Origin of the sequence: Mycobacterium heidelbergense (assembly GCF_050205645.1) — a bacterium.
Lineage (GTDB): Bacteria > Actinomycetota > Actinomycetes > Mycobacteriales > Mycobacteriaceae > Mycobacterium > Mycobacterium heidelbergense_A.
Genome location: NZ_JBNMQT010000017.1, coordinates 53,365 through 73,344 on the forward strand (window position 1 = coordinate 53,365; position 19,980 = coordinate 73,344).

The 19,980-nt window shown below is 64.6% G+C and carries 22 protein-coding genes; 9 read left to right on the plus strand and 13 right to left on the minus strand.

The window, feature by feature from the left end:
- Nucleotides 1-97: 97 nt before the first annotated feature.
- Together ACQI5H_RS18865 and ACQI5H_RS18870 are read left to right on the plus strand one after the other, a co-directional pair.
- Entirely contained in the window at nt 98-784 is a 687-nt protein-coding gene (locus ACQI5H_RS18865) for a C39 family peptidase (protein ID WP_427080844.1), read from the plus strand.
- A gap of 98 nt (nt 785-882) precedes the next feature.
- On the plus strand, nt 883-1,728 hold the full coding sequence (locus ACQI5H_RS18870) for a hypothetical protein (protein ID WP_427080904.1): 846 nt from the start codon (nt 883-885) through the stop codon (nt 1,726-1,728).
- A gap of 1 nt (nt 1,729) precedes the next feature.
- Here ACQI5H_RS18870 and ACQI5H_RS18875 read toward each other — a convergent pair whose 3' ends face one another.
- Together ACQI5H_RS18875 and ACQI5H_RS18880 are read right to left on the minus strand one after the other, a co-directional pair.
- Nucleotides 1,730-2,167 (minus strand): hypothetical protein, encoded by a 438-nt coding sequence (locus ACQI5H_RS18875; RefSeq protein WP_427080845.1) that lies wholly within the window; start codon nt 2,165-2,167, stop codon nt 1,730-1,732.
- Complete coding sequence (locus tag ACQI5H_RS18880) at nt 2,164-3,039, minus strand: NYN domain-containing protein (RefSeq protein WP_427080846.1); 876 nt, start codon at nt 3,037-3,039, stop codon at nt 2,164-2,166. The genes ACQI5H_RS18875 and ACQI5H_RS18880 overlap by 4 nt, the downstream gene beginning before the upstream one ends.
- A gap of 112 nt (nt 3,040-3,151) precedes the next feature.
- Between ACQI5H_RS18880 and ACQI5H_RS18885 the strand changes: the two genes are divergently transcribed.
- Together ACQI5H_RS18885 and ACQI5H_RS18890 are read left to right on the plus strand one after the other, a co-directional pair.
- A complete protein-coding gene (locus tag ACQI5H_RS18885; protein WP_427080847.1) occupies nt 3,152-3,841 on the plus strand; it encodes a PadR family transcriptional regulator in 690 nt (229 codons plus the stop codon).
- A 94-nt stretch (nt 3,842-3,935) separates the two neighbouring features.
- Nucleotides 3,936-5,210 carry an amidohydrolase family protein gene (locus ACQI5H_RS18890; RefSeq protein WP_427080848.1) on the plus strand — a complete coding sequence of 425 codons (1,275 nt, stop codon included), beginning with the start codon at nt 3,936-3,938 and terminating at the stop codon, nt 5,208-5,210.
- Nucleotides 5,211-5,218: 8 nt separating this feature from the next.
- On the opposite strand, the gene ACQI5H_RS18895 is transcribed toward ACQI5H_RS18890, so the two are convergent.
- Complete coding sequence (locus ACQI5H_RS18895; protein ID WP_427080849.1) at nt 5,219-6,916, minus strand: 3-ketosteroid-delta-1-dehydrogenase; 1,698 nt, start codon at nt 6,914-6,916, stop codon at nt 5,219-5,221.
- A gap of 102 nt (nt 6,917-7,018) precedes the next feature.
- Between ACQI5H_RS18895 and ACQI5H_RS18900 the strand changes: the two genes are divergently transcribed.
- Entirely contained in the window at nt 7,019-8,149 is a 1,131-nt protein-coding gene (locus ACQI5H_RS18900) for a Rieske 2Fe-2S domain-containing protein (RefSeq protein WP_427080850.1), read from the plus strand.
- Between the two features lie 5 nt (nt 8,150-8,154).
- The gene (locus ACQI5H_RS18905; protein WP_427080851.1) at nt 8,155-8,454 is read left to right on the plus strand and encodes a ferredoxin; all 300 of its coding nucleotides are present in this window, start codon (nt 8,155-8,157) and stop codon (nt 8,452-8,454) included.
- 1 nt (nt 8,455) lies between these two features.
- Here ACQI5H_RS18905 and ACQI5H_RS18910 read toward each other — a convergent pair whose 3' ends face one another.
- The 8 genes from ACQI5H_RS18910 to ACQI5H_RS18945 all read right to left on the minus strand — a co-directional run bounded on the left by ACQI5H_RS18910 (nt 8,456) and on the right by ACQI5H_RS18945 (nt 15,583).
- Entirely contained in the window at nt 8,456-9,064 is a 609-nt protein-coding gene (locus tag ACQI5H_RS18910; RefSeq protein WP_427080852.1) for a PaaI family thioesterase, read from the minus strand.
- Nucleotides 9,061-9,630, minus strand: a complete 570-nt coding sequence (locus tag ACQI5H_RS18915; RefSeq protein ID WP_427080853.1) for a hypothetical protein — start codon at nt 9,628-9,630, stop codon at nt 9,061-9,063. The genes ACQI5H_RS18910 and ACQI5H_RS18915 overlap by 4 nt, the downstream gene beginning before the upstream one ends.
- 18 nt (nt 9,631-9,648) lie before the next feature.
- A complete protein-coding gene (locus ACQI5H_RS18920; protein ID WP_427080854.1) occupies nt 9,649-10,434 on the minus strand; it encodes an SDR family NAD(P)-dependent oxidoreductase in 786 nt (261 codons plus the stop codon).
- Between the two features lie 18 nt (nt 10,435-10,452).
- Nucleotides 10,453-11,529 (minus strand): hypothetical protein, encoded by a 1,077-nt coding sequence (locus ACQI5H_RS18925; protein WP_427080855.1) that lies wholly within the window; start codon nt 11,527-11,529, stop codon nt 10,453-10,455.
- Nucleotides 11,530-11,577: 48 nt separating this feature from the next.
- Complete coding sequence (locus tag ACQI5H_RS18930) at nt 11,578-12,561, minus strand: alpha/beta hydrolase (RefSeq protein ID WP_427080856.1); 984 nt, start codon at nt 12,559-12,561, stop codon at nt 11,578-11,580.
- Nucleotides 12,558-13,394 carry an SDR family NAD(P)-dependent oxidoreductase gene (locus tag ACQI5H_RS18935; RefSeq protein ID WP_427080857.1) on the minus strand — a complete coding sequence of 279 codons (837 nt, stop codon included), beginning with the start codon at nt 13,392-13,394 and terminating at the stop codon, nt 12,558-12,560. The genes ACQI5H_RS18930 and ACQI5H_RS18935 overlap by 4 nt, the downstream gene beginning before the upstream one ends.
- The gene (locus ACQI5H_RS18940) at nt 13,391-13,870 is read right to left on the minus strand and encodes a nuclear transport factor 2 family protein (RefSeq protein ID WP_427080858.1); all 480 of its coding nucleotides are present in this window, start codon (nt 13,868-13,870) and stop codon (nt 13,391-13,393) included. Before ACQI5H_RS18940 ends, ACQI5H_RS18935 begins: the two co-directional genes overlap by 4 nt.
- Nucleotides 13,871-13,975: 105 nt before the next feature.
- Entirely contained in the window at nt 13,976-15,583 is a 1,608-nt protein-coding gene (locus ACQI5H_RS18945; RefSeq protein ID WP_427080859.1) for a fatty acyl-CoA synthetase, read from the minus strand.
- A 102-nt stretch (nt 15,584-15,685) separates the two neighbouring features.
- Here ACQI5H_RS18945 and ACQI5H_RS18950 point away from each other — a divergent pair, with 102 nt between their 5' ends.
- Genes ACQI5H_RS18950 through ACQI5H_RS18960 form a run of 3 tightly spaced genes read left to right on the plus strand, consistent with a single transcriptional unit; the run spans nt 15,686 to nt 18,959 of the window.
- On the plus strand, nt 15,686-17,611 hold the full coding sequence (locus ACQI5H_RS18950) for a flavin-containing monooxygenase (RefSeq protein WP_427080860.1): 1,926 nt from the start codon (nt 15,686-15,688) through the stop codon (nt 17,609-17,611).
- Complete coding sequence (locus ACQI5H_RS18955; RefSeq protein WP_427080861.1) at nt 17,608-18,495, plus strand: SDR family NAD(P)-dependent oxidoreductase; 888 nt, start codon at nt 17,608-17,610, stop codon at nt 18,493-18,495. The genes ACQI5H_RS18950 and ACQI5H_RS18955 overlap by 4 nt, the downstream gene beginning before the upstream one ends.
- A 20-nt stretch (nt 18,496-18,515) precedes the next feature.
- On the plus strand, nt 18,516-18,959 hold the full coding sequence (locus ACQI5H_RS18960; protein WP_427080862.1) for a nuclear transport factor 2 family protein: 444 nt from the start codon (nt 18,516-18,518) through the stop codon (nt 18,957-18,959).
- Here ACQI5H_RS18960 and ACQI5H_RS18965 read toward each other — a convergent pair.
- Nucleotides 18,949-19,581, minus strand: coding sequence for a Dabb family protein (locus ACQI5H_RS18965; RefSeq protein ID WP_427080863.1), 633 nt, complete (start codon nt 19,579-19,581; stop codon nt 18,949-18,951). The two genes, ACQI5H_RS18960 and ACQI5H_RS18965, sit on opposite strands and share 11 nt — an antisense overlap.
- Complete coding sequence (locus tag ACQI5H_RS18970) at nt 19,574-19,921, minus strand: hypothetical protein (protein WP_427080864.1); 348 nt, start codon at nt 19,919-19,921, stop codon at nt 19,574-19,576. The genes ACQI5H_RS18965 and ACQI5H_RS18970 overlap by 8 nt, the downstream gene beginning before the upstream one ends.
- Nucleotides 19,922-19,980 lie beyond the last annotated feature (59 nt).

Here is a 19,980-nt window from a genome sequence, read left to right on the forward strand (position 1 = left end):
CCTCATCGCGACACGCGGCGCCGCGGTCGTCGTTTGCCTTGCCATCGCAACCGCCCCGGCTATGGCAGCGTGCGGCTCGGGCACGTCCTCGACGTCGTTGTCCACCAGCGCCGCATCGTCCCTTGCAACCAGCAATGCGGCGTCCCCGGCCGCCGAGGGAGCGCCCGGCAACTCGCCGTCAATGCCGCAGCCGACCGTCGGCCCCGGCGTCTACGGCGACCCGGGTGCGGCGGTGAAGTTCTGGCGCGCGCAGTCAAAGGAAGACAACTGCGGACTGATGGCGGTGTCGTACATCGTCGGCGAGCGCACCGGTAACCAGCCGAGCGAGCAAGAGATGATCACGCTGGCGCAGAGCACCCCTTCGAGCGTTAACCCGGGGACGATGATCTATGCGGCCTCGAACGATCCGAGCCATGAGGGCGCCAATGGCGGTGTCTCCGTTGAGGATTTGGTTGTGCTGCTCGACCACTTCGGCATCAAATCGGCGATGACCTATGGCGACCAGACCAGTATGGAGCAGCTGCAGCACTATCTCGGCGACGGCCGCAAGGTCATCGCCTGGGTGAATTCCACGATCATCGGCGACCAAACGGGTAATAGCACCGACCAGCGCACCAAGGCCGATCATTACGTTGAAATCACCGCGATCGACACCAACAAGGAGATCGTTCACCTGAGCGACCCCGGCATCGATCACGCCGACGAGCAAATCCCCGTCGCCACCTTCACGAGTGCGTGGCAGACCGGGCAGGACACGATCGTCGCCACCGCGCCGCCCGCCTGAGCGCGCCGAGGCGGCTTGGCGCGGACGCTACGGTGGAGCGGATGTCCGAGGTGAGTAGGCCGAAACGCCAACCCGTGCGCGGCGCGCTGCGCGCCGCGATGAATGCATCGCCTGGTCACCGCGTGGCCGCCGAAAGGGCTGCGGAAGACTTCGAGAAGGGTCCGTGGGCGGCATTGCGGTCCGAAGTTCGCTGGGCGTTCACCCCGCCGCGCATCTGGCTGTCGGGGGTGCTGGCCAACCTGTTGCTCGCCGTGGCGTGGTTGGTGGTGCAACGCCTGACCGCGCCCACCCACCACCCGACCCACTCCCACTACCATCACGCCGGTTTTTACCATCACCATCACTTCGACTGGGTAGTCCTGATCAGCACCTACTTCGCGTCGTTCGTCCTTGCCGACGTCACCACGACCAACCTGCTCGGCGCCGACCACCACCGCGTCGCAAAGGGCTTGTCGGACGGGGTGTCATTTTGGCGGGTGCTCTTGATCAAGAACCTGGCCCTGATTGTGATCGTGGGCCTGCCGACCTTGGCGATGGCGATGGCGTTGACATTGTGGAAGCAAACGCCGGCGCACTTGGCCCAAACGATTCCCAACGTCGCCGTTCCGATCGTGACCTGGCTCGGCGTCGGCAACCTGATCTCCGTGCTGTTCCCGGTGGGTGCCGAGCCGCTGCTGCAGCGGTGGCAGGATCGCCGTGACTGGCGGCGTACCGGCGCCTGGATTCTCGCCCTGACGCTGCCCTATGCGTTGTACTACGTCGCCGACCCGATGGGCGGAATCGAACACAAAGTGTTGTGGACACAGGTCCCCGCCGCAATCGGGCCGGTGTTCGGGCGCGATACGAAAAGCTTCGTGCATCTCGGCATCGCCCTGACGGTCTGGGTGGCGGGAACCGTGTTGGCCGTGCTGTGGGTCCGCAAGCGCGGGCTGCACATCAGGTGAGTCAGCCCGCGGGTGTGATTCCCGAGCTGGAGATCGTGAAGCCGCGGCCCGAGGCGACCGTGCACGTGATCCCGCTGACCTCCGACCGGCAGCTGAACGGGCCGATGCCGGCGGTTTGGCCGTAGGGGAGCGTTGCCTGGCCCAATCCTGGGTTGCCCAAACAGGTTTCACCCGTGCAGACCGTGAACGCGCCGGTGGGATCCATGTGCACGGACCTGTGCGGCGACATGGTCTGGCAATAGGCCTCGTCGGGCATGCCGGCGCCGCGTTGGTAGTCGATCTCGCAGCTGATGTTGTGCGACGGGGAATAGAAGGAGCACACGTTGGCCAAACAGATCGGGTCATCGGCGGCGGCACTGGGCATTCCCGCACAGCCGCCGGCCGCGACGATCCCGGCTACCGCGATTCTCCGCCCCGCCACCGCGATGTTGTGGATCACGAGGCGGTGTCGCTGTGCAGCCGCACCATGCGCGTCGTGCTGCTCTCGTCCAGGTCGACGAGATCGCTGCGCGAACGGAGAAAGTCGCTGAATGACTTGAACCCCAAGGACTTCTCGCTGAACGACGGGTCCATCCGTTTCATCTGGGCCTTGACCGCCGAGTTATGGAGCCAGTCGGCGTCGTCCTTTTCTTGGCCGATGCGCAGCGCGCGCTCGAGTAGTCCGGTGGCGGCGGCTTGCGGGTCGGCGGGCGCCGGTTCGTCGTCCGGCTCGGACGCGTTGGTCTTTCGGCCGCGCCTGCCGTTCTTCGGGGCCGACGCGACGACGGTGGGTATGCCGGGGAGCGCGTCGTAGGTGACGAACTCGTCGCATGCGGCGGCCAGCGAGCGGCTGCTGGCGCCCGCCACGCCGATGCCGACGACGTAGCGGCCGAGGCGTTTGCAGCGCTGGGCGAGGGCGATGTAGTCCGAGTCGCCCCCGACGATGACCACGTGGGTCAGGTCGGGCAGCCGGAACATGTCTTCGACCGCGTCGACGGCCAGCCGGATGTCGGCGCCGTTCTTGCCGTAGGCGGCAGCCGGGAACAGTTGCACCAGATCGACCGCGCGGCCCACGAGCTGGCCGTGGTAGGCGGCGTTGACGTCGGCGGACCAGTCCGCGTAAGCGCGCGTGAGCACGAGCGTGCCGAACGACGACGCGAAGTCGATCACCGCGCCGATGTCGACGGCCGCCAACTCGAGACGCTCCTTGTCCAGCCCCTTGGCCTTGTCGCGCTGGAATGAGTTGCGCCCGTGCACCTGGTCGTACCGCGAGATCACGATGTTGTCGAAGTCGAGGTAGACCGCAACGCGCGTGGGGCCGGATTCGGTCATGGTGCCAGCGAACCATACCGATCACCTTGGGTGAAGCTGCGATTCGTCGTCGGTGTCCCGGCCAGCGGTCAGTGTTACGCAAAGTTCTGTTCTGTGTTGTTAACCTGGCGGCGTGGACTCCGAGACGGACCCTGCCAGCGAGAACCCGACGAAGGCGGCGCTCGCCGCTACCAGTTGGGCGCTCCTGGGCATGATGTCCTACGAGGAGGAAGTCTCTGGCTATGACCTCAAAAAGTGGATCGATTGGAGCGTCGACCTCTATTACTGGAGCCCGTCGTACAGCCAGATCTACACAGAGCTGAAGAAGCTCGAGGGCCTGGGATTGGTGACATCCCGCGTCGAACGCGACGAGGGTACCCGCAGTCGCCGGCTCTACAAGATCACCGCGGCCGGGATGGAAGCCGTCACCGAGTGGACGAACGATGCACCCGTGGACCCGCCGGTGCTCAAGCACAGCGTGCTGCTGCGGGTGACGTTCGGGCATCTCAGTAACCCGGCTCGACTCAAGGAGTTGTTGCAGGAGCACGTGGCGTACGCGGAATCCCGGCATCGCAAAGCGATCGAGGATGCCGAGGGGGCTGAGGCCGAACCCGCCTGGGCGTATTCGGTGATCGCCTTGCGTTGGGCGGCGAAATACTATGCGGCAGAGCGTGAGTTCGCTCTGGAGCTGATGAAGGACATCGACGAGGCCGACGCCATCATCGAGAAGGCCGCCAAGGGTGGTTTCGGGAGACCCCGCCCTACGCCTGGCTATTGGCGTGAGGTCGAGAAGCAGGTCGAGGCCAAGCGCGCGGCTGACTAGCCGACCCGAAGTGTCCCGCTCACTGAGATGAGCTATCGCCAGCTGTTGGCCCGGCTCGGAACCTAGCGAGTACATTTGCAACGACGGAGGACAGATGGCTGCAAGCTGGGACACGATCGATCGCTATGTCGTCATCTCGACGGACACCCACGCCGGGGCGGATCTCCATGACTACAGGCAGTATCTGCCGGCCAACTTGCACGACGAGTTTGATGCCTGGGCCAAGGCATACGTCAGCCCCTTCGACGACCTGATCATCGCGACTGCAGATCGAAACTGGGATCACGATCTCCGGACCGCCGAGATGGACGCCGACGGCGTGGCCGCCGAGGTGTTGTTGCCGAACACGGTCCCGCCGTTCTTTCCGACCACTCCCAACATCACCATCAGCCTGCCCCGGACCCGTGACGAGCTCGAGAAGCGGTGGGCCGGAGTGCAGGCCCACAACCGCTGGCAGATCGACTTCTGTTCGCTGGCCCCGGACCGCCGCCGCGGGTTGATTCAGGTCTTCCCCAACGATGTCGAGCTGGCATTGGAAGAGATCCGCTGGGGAGCCGAGCAGGACTGCTTCGGCGGCGTGCTTATCCCGCCAGTTTCCCCCGGCGATCCTCAGGTGGCCCCGCTCTTCCACACCCGCTACGAGCCGCTCTGGGCACTCTGCACGGAGCTGGACATGACTGTGGTGCAGCATGCGGGGGCCGGTAGCCCCGAGATGCCGATGGACCAGCCAGCGTCTAACGCGGTCCTGATCACCGAGATGGCGCTGTGGGCCCAACGCACGCTCGGCCACCTGATCCTGGCTGGGGTGTTCGAGCGGTATCCCACCCTGCGGTTCGTACCGACCGAGCAGGGCACGCTGTGGGTTCCTCCGCAATTGGCGATGCTCGACGCCATGGTGCCCACCATGAAATCCGAGGCTCACAACCGCACCTACGGAATGTTTGGCGGGTCGTCGGTCGACGCACTGACCATGACCCCGAGCGAATACGCCAAGCGCAACTGCTATCTGGCCAGCGAACTGGCACCGTTTGATTCCGCGATGATCGACTTCATGGGCGCTGACCACATCATGTGGGGCAGCGACTATCCGCACGAGGAAGGCTTCGCGCCCCAGTCCAAGCTGGCCATCCGCTGGGCGTTGCACGACAGGTCCGAAGACGATTGCCGGATGATCCTGAGTGGCAACGCGGCTCGTTTGTACCGGTTTGATCTCGAGGCGCTGGCACCGCTTGCCGCCAAGATCGGTCCGTCGGTCGCCGAGGTACACACGCCGCTTGAGGACACTGGCTATCGCGCGCCGGCCGCGTTCGGCTACCGGCCGTTCGAAGGCGGGCTGGCCCTGCAGCGTCTGGCGCCGGAGCGTAGTTAGCCGTACGACTAGCCCGCCGCGTCCCGGGCGGCGATGTAGCCGTACACCAGTCCCTGCGCGATGGTCGCGCCGGCGCCCGGGTAGGTTGTGCCGAACGCATTGGCGGCGGTGTTGCCGATTGCATACAACCCGTCGATTGGGGCGCCGTTTTCGCGGAGCACTCGCGCCCGCTCGTCGGTCTTCAACCCGCCACAGGTGCCCAGGTCACTGAGGACCATCCGCACGGCGTAGAACGGGCCTTTGATCAACGGACGCAGGTTGGGGTTCGGCTTGATCGTCGGGTCGCCGTAATAGCGGTCGTAGGCGCTGCGGCCCCGACCGAAGTCGGGATCCTCACCGGCAGCGGCGTTTTGGTTGAAGCGAGTCATCGTCTGGAAGAATTCCGATACCGAAACACCCATCTGCTCGCCCAAAGCGCCGAAGTTGTCGGCGCGCACCGCGATGCCCGCGTCGTACCACGCCTGCGGAATCCGCATCCGCGGAAAGAGCACGGCACCAAAGACATAACTGTTGCGGTATTGCTGATCGAAGATGATCCACATCGTCTCGACTGGGCTTCCGGCCCGCTCCAATTCGATCAACCGCTGGCCGAAAGACATGTAATCCGACGACTCGTTGGCGAACCGGTGGCCGTTCTGATCCACGATCAGACAGCCAGGAAGTGACCGCTCGGCCAACATCACCGCGGGTGCCTTACCAGGCAGCGGAGCGACGGCAGGGAACCACCATGCCTGATCCATCAGATCGAGGTCGGCGCCCAAGTCCTGGCCCGCCCGGATGCCGTCGCCGGTGTTGGTTTTCGCGCCCAAGCTCACGTTGGCGCCCAACGACTCCGACTGGAATTTCCATCGCATATCCATGGCGTGGTCGAAACCACCAGTAGCCAGCACCACGCCGCGCCGGGCGGTGATGGTCACCTCGCGTCCGTCATGGTCCACGACCGCGCCGGTCACGCGGTCGCCGTCGCCGGCGAGACGCAGCAGCGCGGTGTCGGTCCACACGGCAATGCCGGCGCGCAGCACACCCGCGAACAGCCCGGCCATCAGGCCCTGGCCGCCGGCAGCATAGCGCCGGCCGAGCAGCCGCCCGCCGACGCCTTGTGTCAGTCGTTTGCCGAACGTCGGAATGCCTTTGTGGGGGACGCGTGCAACCAGGTTCATCCAGCGGTAGTCGGCACCCGTCGTGGGTATCGGGACGGTCGACTCCATCACGCCGGGCTGTAGCCGGGCACGGTACTCGCCGAGGATCGACGTATCGAAGGGGCGGCATTCGCAGGTGCGGCCCGCCGCGCTGCCGCCGGGCTCCTCGGGGTGGTAGTCGGAGTAGTCCCGAGCCCAAAACAGTCGTAGCGGGGTCGTCCGGCGCAGCATTTCAACCGTTGCGGGCACATGCGCTAAAAACCCGGACGAACGCTGTCGGGACGCCGATCCTGCGACCACCGAATCCAGGTAAGCGGTGGCGCGCTCCGTGGTGTCGTCGGCGCCGGCCTCCCGCAGCACCGGGCAGGCGGGGAGCCAGAGAGCGCCACCGGACCGCGCAGTCGAGCCACCCACGTAGCAGGACTTTTCCACGATCAGCACGGACAGCCCGAGTTCGCGGGCCGCCAGCGCTGCGGCCATGCCCGTGCCTGAGCCGACAACCAACAGATCGACGGTCGTGTCGGCCACCGGAAGTCCAGCAGGGATGGTCGTGCTCTGCGCGGTCACGGTGAGAACGGTAGACGGGGGCGGTGCGACGCAGGAAGAGCCGTCCTGATGAGTGGAACAGGCGGGTCGCACGGGTCGGGTCGGAGGAGTTAGATCATGCCGATGACGTCGCAGACTGAGGCCGACACAGTTCGGCTTATTGAAGCGCAGGCCGCACCGACCCGGTTCGCGCGCGGCTGGCACTGCCTGGGCCTGATCAGAGATTTCGGTGACGGCAGGCCGCACGCAATCAATGCGTTCGGGCACAAGCTGGTCGTCTTCCGCGGCGGTGACGGCAACATCAATGTGCTCGACGGTTACTGCCGGCACATGGGTGGTGATCTGTCGCAGGGCGAGGTTAAGGGCAACGAGATCGCGTGTCCGTTCCACGACTGGCGTTGGGGCGGCGACGGCCGCTGCAAGCAGGTGCCCTACAGCAGGCGCGCACCGAAACTGGCTCGCACACAAGCGTGGACCACGCTCGAGCAGGACGGCATGTTGTTCGTCTGGAACGACCCTGAGCGCAAACCGCCGCCACCGGAAGTCGGCATCCCGCGCATCGAGGGCGCCACCAGTGACGAGTGGACGGACTGGCACTGGTACACCACAGTCGTGCACAGCAACTGTCGCGAAATCATCGACAACGTCGTGGATATGGCGCACTTCTTCTACATCCACGGCTCGTTGCCCACGCATTTCAAGAACATCTTCGAGGGGCACGTGGCGACGCAGTACATGAACGGCGGGAGCCGACCCGACCTGGGGAGCACCGAAGGGTCCCAGATGCTGGGTACCACGTCGGTGGCGTCCTACTACGGTCCATCCTTCATGATCGACGATCTGACCTATCACTATGAGCACGGTGATGCCAAAACCATCCTGATCAATTGCCATTACCCGATTGACTCGAATTCTTTTGTGCTGCAATACGGCATCATCGTGAAGAAAACGGACACGTTGCCCGGCGATCAGGCCATGGAGACCGCGATCAGTCTCGGCGACTTCGTGAAGCTGGGCTTCGAGCAGGATGTTGAGATCTGGCGACACAAGGCGCGCATCGACAACCCGCTACTGGTCGAGGAGGACGGCCCGGTTTACCAGCTGCGGCGCTGGTATCAGCAGTTCTATGTCGACGTCGCAGACGTGCAACCCGATATGGTGGACCGTTTTGAGTTTGAGCTAGATACCACCCGGCCCCACGAGGCGTGGATGAAAGAGATCGAGACCAACATGGCGGCGCAGGGAGTCGGTTAGGTGTGATGACGCTCGATCCGTCTGTCCGGGAGGACAATCGCCTCGATGAAATGCCAATGATGCCAGTCGTGTGCCGCAATTGTGGCGCGCACGTGTTAGCTCGCAAGAGCAGCTGGAACCAGACCAGTGTGCAATGGAATGCCGAGGCGACTGGCCGTTGTGCCGAGCGTGCCGAAGCACAGAAGACATCTGCGCACGGCCATGGTGTGTTTCTGGCGTGCTTAGCGCTGAGTGAGTCGATAACCGAGGCGGTGCGACACGGCGACTTGGCTATCGTAGATGAAATAGCGAGTGCACCCTCGTAATTCACGGCGCCGGAGGGGGTTGTGACTCGTTCACGCTAGTGAATTCCCGGGGCGTGATGAATACGCCTTCGGCTTCCACCGTGACACCATCGACGTTACGGAGTTGGCCGGCCGCGTAGGTTTTGGTGCCATCGGTCCGCTCCATCCGCGCCTCGGCTCGCAATGCACCTAGCCGCGTGGGGCGCAGATAGCGCACCGTGAGGGTGCCGGTGTAGGCGGGTTTGCCCGGTTGATGTGCGGTCGCGCCCAGGACATGGTCCAGGATGAGAGCGCACATCCCGCCGTGCACGTGGCCGGGTGGTCCCTCGTAGCCGGCGCCAAGGCGCACGTCGGCATGAACGCCGCCCGCCGCATCGTGCCGGATGACTAGGGGCGGAGCGATCGGGTTATGCAGCCCGACGGCCACATTGCCCCAAACGACGTTTTCGCCGTCGGGATTGGTGCGCACACCGAACGATCCAGGGATGAGTCGCGTGCTCAGCAGCTCGACGGTTTGGTCGACCAGAGCCAAGGCCTGTGCCACTGCGTCTTCGTCGGCCTCGCTGCGAATAGTGACGTCAATGAGCCGTCGCACCGACTCCGTCAGTCGTTGGTGGAGGGTGTCATTCATGCGCGCCGCTGTTCATCGCCGCCGCACAGCAATCTTTCGGTCGGATCGACTGAGTCACAAGGAATTCCGGCCGCTGCAAGCGCGTAGCCCTTGAACACCCGCGCCGCCGGGCTTAGCACATGCTGGACCGTGGCCATCGTGCGATTGACCCCCACGGGCCACTCCGCACCCCAGAACGCCACTTCGGTCAGCTGGTTGTCCAGGGCTTTGAACACTCTCTCGCGGATGCGAACGTCCCCGGTGAACACCTCAGCGCTGACTGCCAAACTGTGCCCCGGGATGCGGCTCGCCGTCGAGACTAACTCCAACGCCGATTTCGAGTTGAACTCCAAAGCCTGCAGCCCGAGGATCCGCAGCGGCCGGGTATCGCAGCCACGCGCTAGCAATACCGATACCGACCAACCCGACCTGGCCCGGTCAAACAGCCACCCTCCGGCGGACTGCACGACGTCGAGGGTGCTGGCGGCAACCACGTCGAGTCGATATCGCAAATACTCGTCATCGGCACGGGTTCCTCGCGCAGTTGTGATCCCGCCGCCCCGGCTGATATGGGTACTCGTGACCATCTGTTCCTTACTTGGTCCTCAGGCGTGCGCGCCGCCGTCGATCCGGATCTCGGTGCCCGTGATGAACGCGCCATCGTCGGAAGCCACCATGGCGATCACCGACGCGACGGAGCTCGGGTCGCCGAGGATGGCGTCGGCTCTCCCGTGCAGCAACGGTGTCTGCTTGGCCCACAAGCCGATGTCGTAGTCGGCGGGCATCTTGTCCAGCGTGCTCAGCGCCAGCGCGGTGGCGACGCCGCCTGGTTGGATGTTGACGGCGCGCAGCCCCTGTTTGGCGTATTCGAGGGCTAAGGAATGCGTCAGCGACAACACTCCTCCCTTGCTGGCGGCATACGCGGCCATGTAGGGATGCGCGAAAGACGCTGCGGTGGAGGTGAAGTTGACGACCACACCGCGGCCGGATTCGAGCAGAGCCGGCAACGCCTGGCGGATCATTAGGAAAGTGCCGGTCAAGTTCACCGCCAATGTGCGGTTCCAATCGTCCAGCGTGTGCTCATGCATGTTGGCACAGCGCTGAATGGCAGCGGCGTTGACCAGCACGTCGAGGCCGCCGAGATCGTCGACGGCACGGCTGACCGCGCCGACGACCGCGTCTTCGACTGACACATCGACTATTTCGGTGCTCAGCCGTTTAGCCGTGCCGGCGGTTTCTGCCGCCGCGGTGGTTTCGGCGAGCCCGTCGGGCGAAACGTCATATCCCACGACCGTTCCGCCTTCGTCGAGCAGTCGCAGCGTGGTGGCCTGCCCGATCCCCGAGCCGGCACCGGTGATGATGATTCTGCGGTCGTGGAATCGATCTAGCATGCAGGACCTTTCGTTGCGTCACGCCAGCTGAAAGGCGCTGATCGGTGCTTCTTGCGGATAGTTCGACGGACCGCCGAGGTCGTAGGCCGCGTTGAGGGTGCGGATGAATTCCGGGTCGTGCAGCGGATCGTCCGGGATGGCAAGTTTTATGCCTTGAGCATTGACGTCCTTGACCATGGTGTCGATGGCCCGCTCGGGGGTCAGGTCGTCGGAGCCTTCCATGTTCTTCTTGAGCTCGTCGAAGTCCGAGAACACCTCGGCCGACCAGTGCACCAGGAACCGCAGTTCGTCGGTGTGGTGGCGCGCGATGATGTCGTCGTCGTTCTTCAGCAGCCAATGGTCGCGGTCGTCAGGATCGCCGGTGAAGACGGTGTCGAAGGCCAAACCAGCGGGAACCTGTTGGTCTAGTGGCCCGTTCGCCTCGCCGCGGTGCACCATCATCTCGTTCTGCACAAGAACCCCGCGGTTGTTGATTGGCGGCAGGACTCGCTGAGGGGGCTGCAGCGGTCCGTTGGGCCAGTAGGTGAATCCGCTCCCGCTGTCCAGCGAGAACCAGGTGATCACCTGGGCCATCTTGATCAGGTAGTCCTGGAAGAGGCCTGACTTGCCCATCACACTGGTGAGCCAGGTCGGCGCGTTCTCGGATCGCACACCGCGGAAGCTCGGCGAATCCAGGTGTCCCGGATCACGATTGGCGCATGGGCCGTTGATGTTGAACAACATCATCTGCGGCTTGGCGTATTGGGCGTTCCAGTAGCTTTTGGCCATCTCCAGGAACTGGGGGTTGTAGAAGCAGTCGTGGAGTTGCGGGTACAGCACCGCGCCATAGTTGGCGAGGTAGCCGCGGAAGGTCGGGGTGAGGAACAGGTCCAGTGACGGGGTGAATCCCTCGGGGAAGACGCCGCTCATGGTTGCGATCAGTTCCTCTGCCGACGCGAAGTGTTGCGCAATGATCAACTTCCACGGTCCATCGGTGCGCACGATATCGAGCAGGCGCTCGCGTTGGTCGTCGGTGTAGGCATTGTCGATCTCGCGAGGCGGCGCCGCCGGCCGCAACACGTCGGAAAGTTCCATCCGTCGCTCGTCGGTGAGCATCAGTTGTCTCCCTCTGCCAATACTTCGTTGGCGTGATTGTGTGCGACGTCACCGCGCCGCGGCGCCGTCATGTCCGGTGATCGGGACGTCGAAGCGGACCGGGTGCGCGAACTTCGCTCGCAGCAGCGCGCCGATCTCGGCGATGGCCAGCCGCCCGCGCGCCGTAGCGTCAGAGCGCATGAGAAAGCCGTGGCACATGCCGGGATAGCGGGTGGTGGTTGTCTGCACGCCGGCATCTCGGAGCCGCGCGCCGTAACGCTCACCCCAGTCCTGAATCGGATCACATGCCGCGGTCACCACGATCGCGGGCGGCAGGCCGGACAGGTCGGACGCGTAGGCCGGAACCAGGTACGGGTCGCGCGGCGGGCCCGCCGTCCCGTCGGCAAGGGCATGCATGTAGTCGATGTCGTCGCGGGCAAGCAGCGGCGCATCGGGTAGCGCCGTGATTGACGGGGCCGTCATGTCGCGATCCAGGCCCGGATATAGCAGCACCTGCGCGCAGATCGCCGGCGCGTCACGGTCGCGTGCGGCCAACGCGACCGCGGCCGCCAGGGACCCGCCTGCACTGTCGCCAACCACCGCAACGCGCCCGGGGTCGACACCGAGGTCGCGTGCGTTGCGTGATACCCATTCGGTCGCGGCGTAGGCGTCGTCGAACTGCGCGGGTGGCGGTGACTCCGGGGCCAGCCGGTAGTCGACGGCCACGACGGTGGCGCCCGACGCTGATGCCAGCTCGCGGGCCAGCGGCTCAAAAGAATGATTCGAGCCCATGACCAGCCCGCCACCATGAAAGTAGACAAGCACGGGCTGAACGGAATCGTCTGTGGGACGGTAGATCCGGATGGGAATCGATCCGGCGGGCCCGGGTATGGCCACATCGCGGATGGTGGCCATTCCCGGCATCGCGTCCGGCAGCGGCGCGGACTCGACCGCGGCGCGCACCGCAGGCAAGCCGCGTTCGCGCATCGGCGGGATCACGCCGAACGCCGCCACCCGCTCGGCGGCGTCGGGATCCAGCGCGGGAACGGTCATCTCAACACCGGAGGCCGTTGCGCAGCAAGCACATTCGCGCGGTCTGCCATGGCCGATGCCACGGATTGCTGGGTGAGTAGATAGAACCGGCCCTCGGCGGCCTGCTCGAATAATGTCTCGGCGGCCGCCAGCGGATCCATGGCCGCGGCCTTGATGTCCAGCATGGCGGCGCGCTGAGACTCGGCGGCAGCGGCATCGCTGGCGTCAGGGTCGACTCCGCCGGCCGCCTCGAAGATGTTGGAGACCACTGCGCCGGGCAGCACGGCCTGGATGTGGATGTGGTGGTCGTGCCCGGCCGACTGAACATCCAGATGCAGGCACTCGGTCAACGCCAACACGGCGTGTTTGCTCATGATGTAGGGCGCCTGCAACGGAATCGCACGCACTGCGCCGACCGACGACAGGTTCCACACCCAGGCCTGCTCGTCGGTGGCCATCATCTTCGGGAGAAACGCCCGCACGCCAAAAAAGACTCCGCTGATGTTGATGTCGACGATGCGCCGCCAGTTGGGCACCGGTGTGTCCCACAAGTAGCCGAACTGCTCAACGCCGGCATTATTAACTAGCAGCCGCGCCAGACCGACTTCGCGGTAGACGCGGTCGGCGAGCTCCTGGAGGGCGTTCGGGTCGGTCACGTCGCACACGATGTCTACCGCCGTGCCGCCCGCTTCGCAAAGTTCGTCGCGCAGCGCGGCGATGGCGACGGCATCGATGTCGGCAAGGACGACGGCCATGCCCAGGCGGCTGGCGTACCGCGCCAGTCCCGCGCCGATCCCGGCACCGGCCCCCGTGATGACGGCGACACCCCCAGAGAATGTCTCGCGTGCGCTCACGAACCAGCGGCGCTGCCGGCGGCAAGTTCCGACAGCAGGACGGAGTCGGTGGCGTCGAGCACGACGTCCATCTCGGTGAACACCAGCCCGCTCGCCTCGCGCCGGACGCCGACGTTGACGACACCGCTAGACACCGCGAACGGTACGAAGTTGGCGATTTGGTTGACGAGGATGTAGAAGCGCGCGCGGGTAACGTCGCCGTCGGTTCCGGTCCGGTGCACGTTGGTGGCATGGTGGCGCAACGGGTATGGGCTCTGCTTGCGATGTTCCGACAGCCATTCCATCACCGCATCGCGTCCGTGCAATTCGGGTGACATCAATTCTTCGAAGGGGCTGGCTCCGGAATCGCTGCGGGTCAGGTAGCGCACGTCTTCGGCGTAGGTCGCCGCGAGCTCGTCGTAATGCGCTTCGTCGTAGTGGTACCAGAAGCTGCCGATGAACTCCTGCAGTTCCGGCAGCGTGACGTCGTTGCTCATGTCGGCGAGTCAACCCCGGTGCGGCCCTGATGACACCGCGGATGCCCGGTCAGTGGAACACCGTACTGGCGTCATCCCGGTGTGAAGGCGAAGGGACCAGCGAGCTCATCTCAGATTGGCCAGCTGCTTGTCAAGGCTGAAGCCTTCGCGCAGTTCGCGTTTAAGCAGTTTGCCGCTGGGGTTCTTCGGCAGTGAATCCACGAGGAATACGCATTTCGGTACCTTGAATCCGGCCAGGTGCTCCCGGCAGTGGACAACCAGATCATCTTCGGTGAGTGCGACTCCAACGCGGGGCACCACCGCCGCCACCACAGCTTCCACCCAGACCGGGTGCGCCAGGCCGAACACTGCGACTTCCTGGACACCGCTGTGTCGGTACAGCACTTCCTCGACTTCGCGGCTTGCCACGTTCTCGCCGCCGGTTTTTATCATGTCTTTCTTGCGGTCGACGACGTGCAGCAGACCGTGTTCGTCGAAATAGCCGAGATCGCCGGAATGGAACCAGCCGGTGCGAAAGGCCTCGGCGGTGCGTTCGGCATCGTCGAGATAGCCCAGCATCAAATGCGGGCTGCGGTGGGCGATCTCGCCGACGACACCGGTGGCAGCCGGGATGTCGTTGTCGTCGAGAATCGTCGTCTCCACGTTGACCACGGGGCGGCCGGCCGCACCCGCGTGGGCGTCCTGTTCGTCCGGACCGAGCGCCGACGCGAGCGGCGCCATCTCGGTCTGCCCGTAGAAGTTCCACAAACTCAGATTTGGTAGCCGCGTGCGGATCTCGTTGAGGATCTCGATGGGCATCGCCGAGGCGCCGTAGTACCCCTTACGCAGGCTGGACAGGTCCACCTCGTCGAAGATCGGGCAGCGCAGCAGACTGATCCACACCGTCGGTGGCGCAAAGTAATTCGTCACGCCGTAGCGTGCGATGGTGCGCAGGACCAGTTCAGGGTCCGGACGGGGGAGGATGATGCTGGTCGCGCCGAGGTAGATATCGGTGGCCAGAAAGTTGTCCAGCTGCGCGCAGTGGTAAAGCGGCAGTGAGTGGATCTCGATGTCGTCACCGGTCATCGACCCGGCGACGACGGTGCTCACGTACTGCCACATCAGGCTGCGGCTGGAGTGCATGGCCGCCTTGGGGCGCGACTCGGTGCCGCTGGTGTACATCAGCCGCACGAGCTGGTCGTCGTCGATGCGCGGGTTGGGGGTCGCGGCGGTAGTCGTCAACCACGCCGCGAAGTCTGCCCAGCCCGCCGCAGCCATGGCCCCGGCCGGCAGCAGCGCGACTTTCGTCGTGACTGAGCCGCCCAGCCGCATCGCTTGTTCGGCCGTCGGGATCAGTTCCGCTTCGACGACGAATCCGCTGACTCGGCTATGGCCCAAGATATAGGCGATCTCCTCGGCGGTGAGCATGAAGTTGATCGGCACCAGGACCACCGCTGCCCGTGCGGTCGCGAACGCCAGCACAGCGTACTGCCAGCAGTTGTGCGCCAGCAACGCGATACGATCGCCAGGCGCAAAGCCGTTGTCGTGCAACGCTGCCGCGGCTCTGTCGACCAGATGATCGAACTCGGCGAAGGTCAACACGACGTCCCCGTCAATGATCGCCGTCTTGTCCGGCTGGCGGCGGGCCGACCGGCGCGGAATATCGCCGAGCGAATGGCTGCGGGCTTGCGCGATCACGGCGTCCGCCCGTTCATCGAAGCGAACCCGGTCCATGTGTCGGAGGGTATGCGTCGGATGCCGCCGCGGGCCTACTGGTGTCCCGCTGAGTAGACAGATGGCCGCGCGACTTAACCGCCCGGCTCAATACTCGACGGCATGACCGCCGCCACGGAATCGACGTCGCGCAACGGCCCCGCCGCTCCTGACCCCGGCGAACTGCGGGACAACCTGCGGCAGGCTGACCCCGGCGTACTGGTGGCGGTGCTGGCTCAGCTCACCGGCGACCCGTCGGTAATCGATCTGTACGCGCCGAAAATCTCGCACATTCCCGACCCGCCCGAACGGGCCGGCGTCACCGACCCCGATACTGCCGCGGCGCTGGTACAAGCCGTCATCGACGCACTGGATCAGCCCCGGCGCGCCCACGTGACCGCCGCCGACCGGGAATTGTTCGCCCGATTGCTACCGATCGCGCTGGGTTCAGAGGTGGACGACGAGCAGGTGGACCTGCTGCTCGAGCAGGGCGGCTTCCACCGCTCCCAGCCGACGTTGCCACGCACGGCGCCGATTCCCGACACTATGAACGTCGCCATCATCGGTGCGGGCATCGCGGGGATGAGCGTTGCGCTGGCCGCCGCAGCCGAGGGGGTGTCCTACGAGATCTTCGACCGCAACGAGGAAGTCGGCGGCACCTGGCTGACCACCACCTATCCGGGGATCGGCGTCGACACGCCGTCGGCGTATTACTCGCTGTCTTGGGATGTCAACCCCGACTGGAGCAGCTACTACCCGCAAGGCGCCGAGTATCAACGCTATCTGGTGGCACTGGCCGACAAGTACAAGCTGCGCGAGCGGACCCGGTTCGGCACCGAGGTCGACGCGTTGTGGTGGGACGCCGACCGCAACCAGTGGCAGATCCATTCCGTCGATGCCGACGGCCGTCGCGACGTCAGCTATGCCTGCGTCGTGGTCACCGCCGCCGGCTACCTCAACCGCCCGCGCTGGCCCGATGTCGAGGGTCGGGAGACCTTCGCGGGCACCAGCATTCACTCGGCACGTTGGGATTCATCGCTGGATCTCACCGGCAAGAAGGTCGCGATCATCGGGGCCGGATGCACGGCGGTGCAGATCGTCGACGCATGCGTGGACCAGGTGGACCACCTGACGGTGTTCCAGCGTCAGCCGCACTGGGTGGCACCACGCAAACGTCCCACCGACGAGGTGCCCGCGCATCGACGCTACCTTGGCCGCCACCTGCCTTACTACGCGAATTGGAACCGACTGAAATCCTATTGGGGCACAGCGGACAACAACTATCCGGTGATCCTGCAGGATCCGGAGTGGGCTAAGAACCACTTGTCCATCTCTGCGGCCAACGACGTACTGCTGCAGATGTGTCTCGAGTACATCGAGCAGACTTTCGGCAAGGACACGGAGCTGGCCAAGAAGGTCACGCCGGATTTCGCGCCGTACGGCAAGCGGATCATCCGCGATCCGGGCGGGTATTACGCGGCGTTGACACGCGATCATGTTGAAGTCGAGGCCAGCGAACCTGCCGAGATCAACGCGAAAGGCATTGTCACACAAGATGGTCGGCAAATCGATCTCGACGTGATCATCTATGCCACCGGCTACTACCTGGACTTCCTGTCCACCGTCGACATCCGGGGCCGCGACAGCAGGAAGCTGACCGACGAGTGGGGTGACAGCCCGCGCGCCTACCGCGGCGGCACCGTGCCCGGCTTCCCTAACTTATTCACCATGTCGGCACCGAACTACAGCCCCGGTCACGGTGCGGGCGCGAACTTCTCGATGGAGGTGCTGGCGCATTACATCATCGAATGCCTGCAGTTGATGGCGCTGCGCGGCGCCGACACGATGGAAGTCACGCGGCGGGCCTACGAGGACTACGTCGCCGCGATCGACAAAACGATGAGCGGCACCGTGTGGTGCCATACGCCGAAGGCGCACACCTATTACCGGTCGGGATCGGGTCGGGTGGTGGTGGCCACGCCGTATCGGCTGGTCGACGTCTGGCATCAGCATCGCGCGCCGATCGAAGAGGATTTCACGTTGCGATGAGTCGATTGCTCACCGGTAAGACGGCTTTGGTCACCGGCAGTAGCCGCGGCATCGGGCGCGCGATCGCCCAGCGGCTGGCGGCCGAGGGTGCGACCGTCGCGGTGACGGCGCGCGCCCACCAACCGTCGCAGTCGACCCGGTCTGGGGTCACTGCGGCGATACCGGGGACGATCGACGAGACCATCGGCCTGATCGAAGAGGCCGGCGGATCGGCGTTCGGGCTGACCGCCGACCTAGAGGACGGCGCGGCGCGCGACGGCCTGGTCGATTCGGTGCTCGACCGTACCGGTCGCATCGACATCCTGGTCAACAACGCCGGTTTCGCCGACTACTCGGTGATCGAGGACATGTCATTGAAAACCTTCGACCGAACCATCGAGCACTATCTCCGGACGCCGTTTGTTTTGACCAAAGCTACTGCGCCCCATATGCGTAAGCAAGGTGGCGGGTGGATCGTCAACATCGGATCGGTCACCGGCGTGGCGCCGGTGCGTCCGTACCGCGAGTACAACAAAACCTCCGGTGACGTCATCTACGCGTCGTGCAAAGCCGCATTGCATCGCTTCACTCAGGGTGTGGCCGCCGAGTTGCTAAATGCCAACATCGCCGTCAACTGTGTTGCCCCTTCGACGGCGATTCGCACACCTGGTGCCGCACAGCTGATCCCCGAAACATTCTTCACCGAGCCCGTCGAGTATCTGGCCGAGACCGTGCTGGCGATGTGTCATCTGCCGGCCGCAGAGCGCACTGGCCTGGTGGCCTTCAGCCTGCACTATCCGTGGTCGCAACGGCTGCCGGTGCACAGCCTCGACGGTAAGGCGGAGCTGCCGCCACTGGAACCGCCGGCATCTGCCAACCCAAATATTCTGACGACCGGCCTTTAGCATGAAAGGGATGATGACGCGTGAATTCTGATGACCTGCAACGCCTCTGCGATGAGCGCGACGTGCAGCGCGCATTGACCCTGTTCGCCCGGGCCATGGACGATCGCGACTGGACCGCGATGGCGGAAATTCTCGCCGACGATGCAGAAGGCGACTTTGGCACCGGGCGTCTGCACGGAAGCGCGGCGATCATTGAGCTGATACGGGGTTTCCTCGACAGTTGCGGTCCCACCCAACACCTACTGGGCAATGTTGTCATCGACGTCGACGGCGATGCTGCGGTCAGCCGGTCCTACATTCGTGACGTTCATCTCCGCTCTGATGCTGATCCATCGGCGCGGTTCTATACCCTCGGCGACTATAAGGACACGTGGCAGCGGCGCGGCGATGGAACGTGGTGCCTGACAGAGCGGATCAAGGCCAACCGCGCCCACGTCGGGTCACTCGGCATCTTCAGCAGCTAGTCGGCAAGGCAGTGTCGCATCGACAGAAGCTGTGGCACACCCGGTCCCGCACGATCACATCAGGGCATTCCGGATCGAACCATCGGTCCACCACCGCCCAGTGGATCGGATGCATGAGGTAGGAACCCATCAGTCCGTCGAGATCGCGGAACTCCTGCTCGAATACGTGCGTCCATGGCGACGTTCCGATGGCATCATCGACGCGGCTCAGCTGCCACGCTCTGATGGCCGGTATGTAGTGGGGCATCGAGGACAGCTCGTCTTCGAAACGTCTGCGGGTGGTGGCGTCGGTGTCTGGTAGGACCCGCAACAACAGGGCGCGATAAACGGTGCCCGCCCCGCCGTCGCTGCGGGCCGGAACGCCCGGGTAAGTGGCTCCGTTGATGCGTGTAATCCTGGGGTCCTGCAGAACAGCAGCGAATTCATCTGCGGCCGAAAGCCATTGACTTCGGGAATCGAACCTCAAATGGACCAGCACGTCGCCGCCGTTGCGTGACCCCGGCAGCGTCGGCTCGACAAGCCGGTGGTGTGCGTGGGTGGCTTCGGCCCCCGAACGCACGGCCGCCAGCACGCGATCCCGCCCCACGTCGACGACGTCGAGGAGTCTGATGACGCTATACATCGCAGAGCTGTTCGACGTCGGCGGCGGCAGCGGCGAAAGACCGGGACCGCTCCGTAACCAGTTCGCTAATCCGAGACCACCATTCGCCCAGTGCCGGGTCCGGCCGGCCCTTCCAGGTCATCTCCCACCATGCCTGCGCGCTGGGCAGAGTCCAGCTGATGGTGACGGTGTTGGAGAGATCTTCCGACCAGATCGGAGGACTGACGAGGACGTCACACAATGTCATACCGCGAGAGCGGGCACTCGGTGCGTATTCGGCGAGATAAGTGTCGACGAATACTTTGGCGCAGCCGGGCTTCGTCACTACCCGGTCGATCACGAATATCTGGCCGCCAGCCATGGGCCGACCGTAGGCACTACGCGAGACCTTGAATGGGTGCAATCCCGGCCATCGGGAGA

What these genes read in the sequence shown, in the direction of transcription:
- ACQI5H_RS18870 (WP_427080904.1), top strand. Translation starts at nt 883, where the DNA reads ATGAATGCATCGCCTGGTCACCGCGTGGCCGCCGAAAGGGCTGCGGAA.
- ACQI5H_RS18880 (WP_427080846.1), bottom strand. Translation starts at nt 3,039, where the DNA reads ATGACCGAATCCGGCCCCACGCGCGTTGCGGTCTACCTCGACTTCGAC.
- ACQI5H_RS18890 (WP_427080848.1), top strand. Translation starts at nt 3,936, where the DNA reads ATGGCTGCAAGCTGGGACACGATCGATCGCTATGTCGTCATCTCGACG.
- ACQI5H_RS18900 (WP_427080850.1), top strand. Translation starts at nt 7,019, where the DNA reads ATGACGTCGCAGACTGAGGCCGACACAGTTCGGCTTATTGAAGCGCAG.
- ACQI5H_RS18905 (WP_427080851.1), top strand. Translation starts at nt 8,155, where the DNA reads ATGACGCTCGATCCGTCTGTCCGGGAGGACAATCGCCTCGATGAAATG.
- ACQI5H_RS18910 (WP_427080852.1), bottom strand. Translation starts at nt 9,064, where the DNA reads ATGAATGACACCCTCCACCAACGACTGACGGAGTCGGTGCGACGGCTC.
- ACQI5H_RS18915 (WP_427080853.1), bottom strand. Translation starts at nt 9,630, where the DNA reads ATGGTCACGAGTACCCATATCAGCCGGGGCGGCGGGATCACAACTGCG.
- ACQI5H_RS18920 (WP_427080854.1), bottom strand. Translation starts at nt 10,434, where the DNA reads ATGCTAGATCGATTCCACGACCGCAGAATCATCATCACCGGTGCCGGC.
- ACQI5H_RS18925 (WP_427080855.1), bottom strand. Translation starts at nt 11,529, where the DNA reads ATGCTCACCGACGAGCGACGGATGGAACTTTCCGACGTGTTGCGGCCG.
- ACQI5H_RS18930 (WP_427080856.1), bottom strand. Translation starts at nt 12,561, where the DNA reads ATGACCGTTCCCGCGCTGGATCCCGACGCCGCCGAGCGGGTGGCGGCG.
- ACQI5H_RS18940 (WP_427080858.1), bottom strand. Translation starts at nt 13,870, where the DNA reads ATGAGCAACGACGTCACGCTGCCGGAACTGCAGGAGTTCATCGGCAGC.
- ACQI5H_RS18945 (WP_427080859.1), bottom strand. Translation starts at nt 15,583, where the DNA reads ATGGACCGGGTTCGCTTCGATGAACGGGCGGACGCCGTGATCGCGCAA.
- ACQI5H_RS18950 (WP_427080860.1), top strand. Translation starts at nt 15,686, where the DNA reads ATGACCGCCGCCACGGAATCGACGTCGCGCAACGGCCCCGCCGCTCCT.
- ACQI5H_RS18955 (WP_427080861.1), top strand. Translation starts at nt 17,608, where the DNA reads ATGAGTCGATTGCTCACCGGTAAGACGGCTTTGGTCACCGGCAGTAGC.
- ACQI5H_RS18965 (WP_427080863.1), bottom strand. Translation starts at nt 19,581, where the DNA reads ATGTATAGCGTCATCAGACTCCTCGACGTCGTCGACGTGGGGCGGGAT.
- ACQI5H_RS18970 (WP_427080864.1), bottom strand. Translation starts at nt 19,921, where the DNA reads ATGGCTGGCGGCCAGATATTCGTGATCGACCGGGTAGTGACGAAGCCC.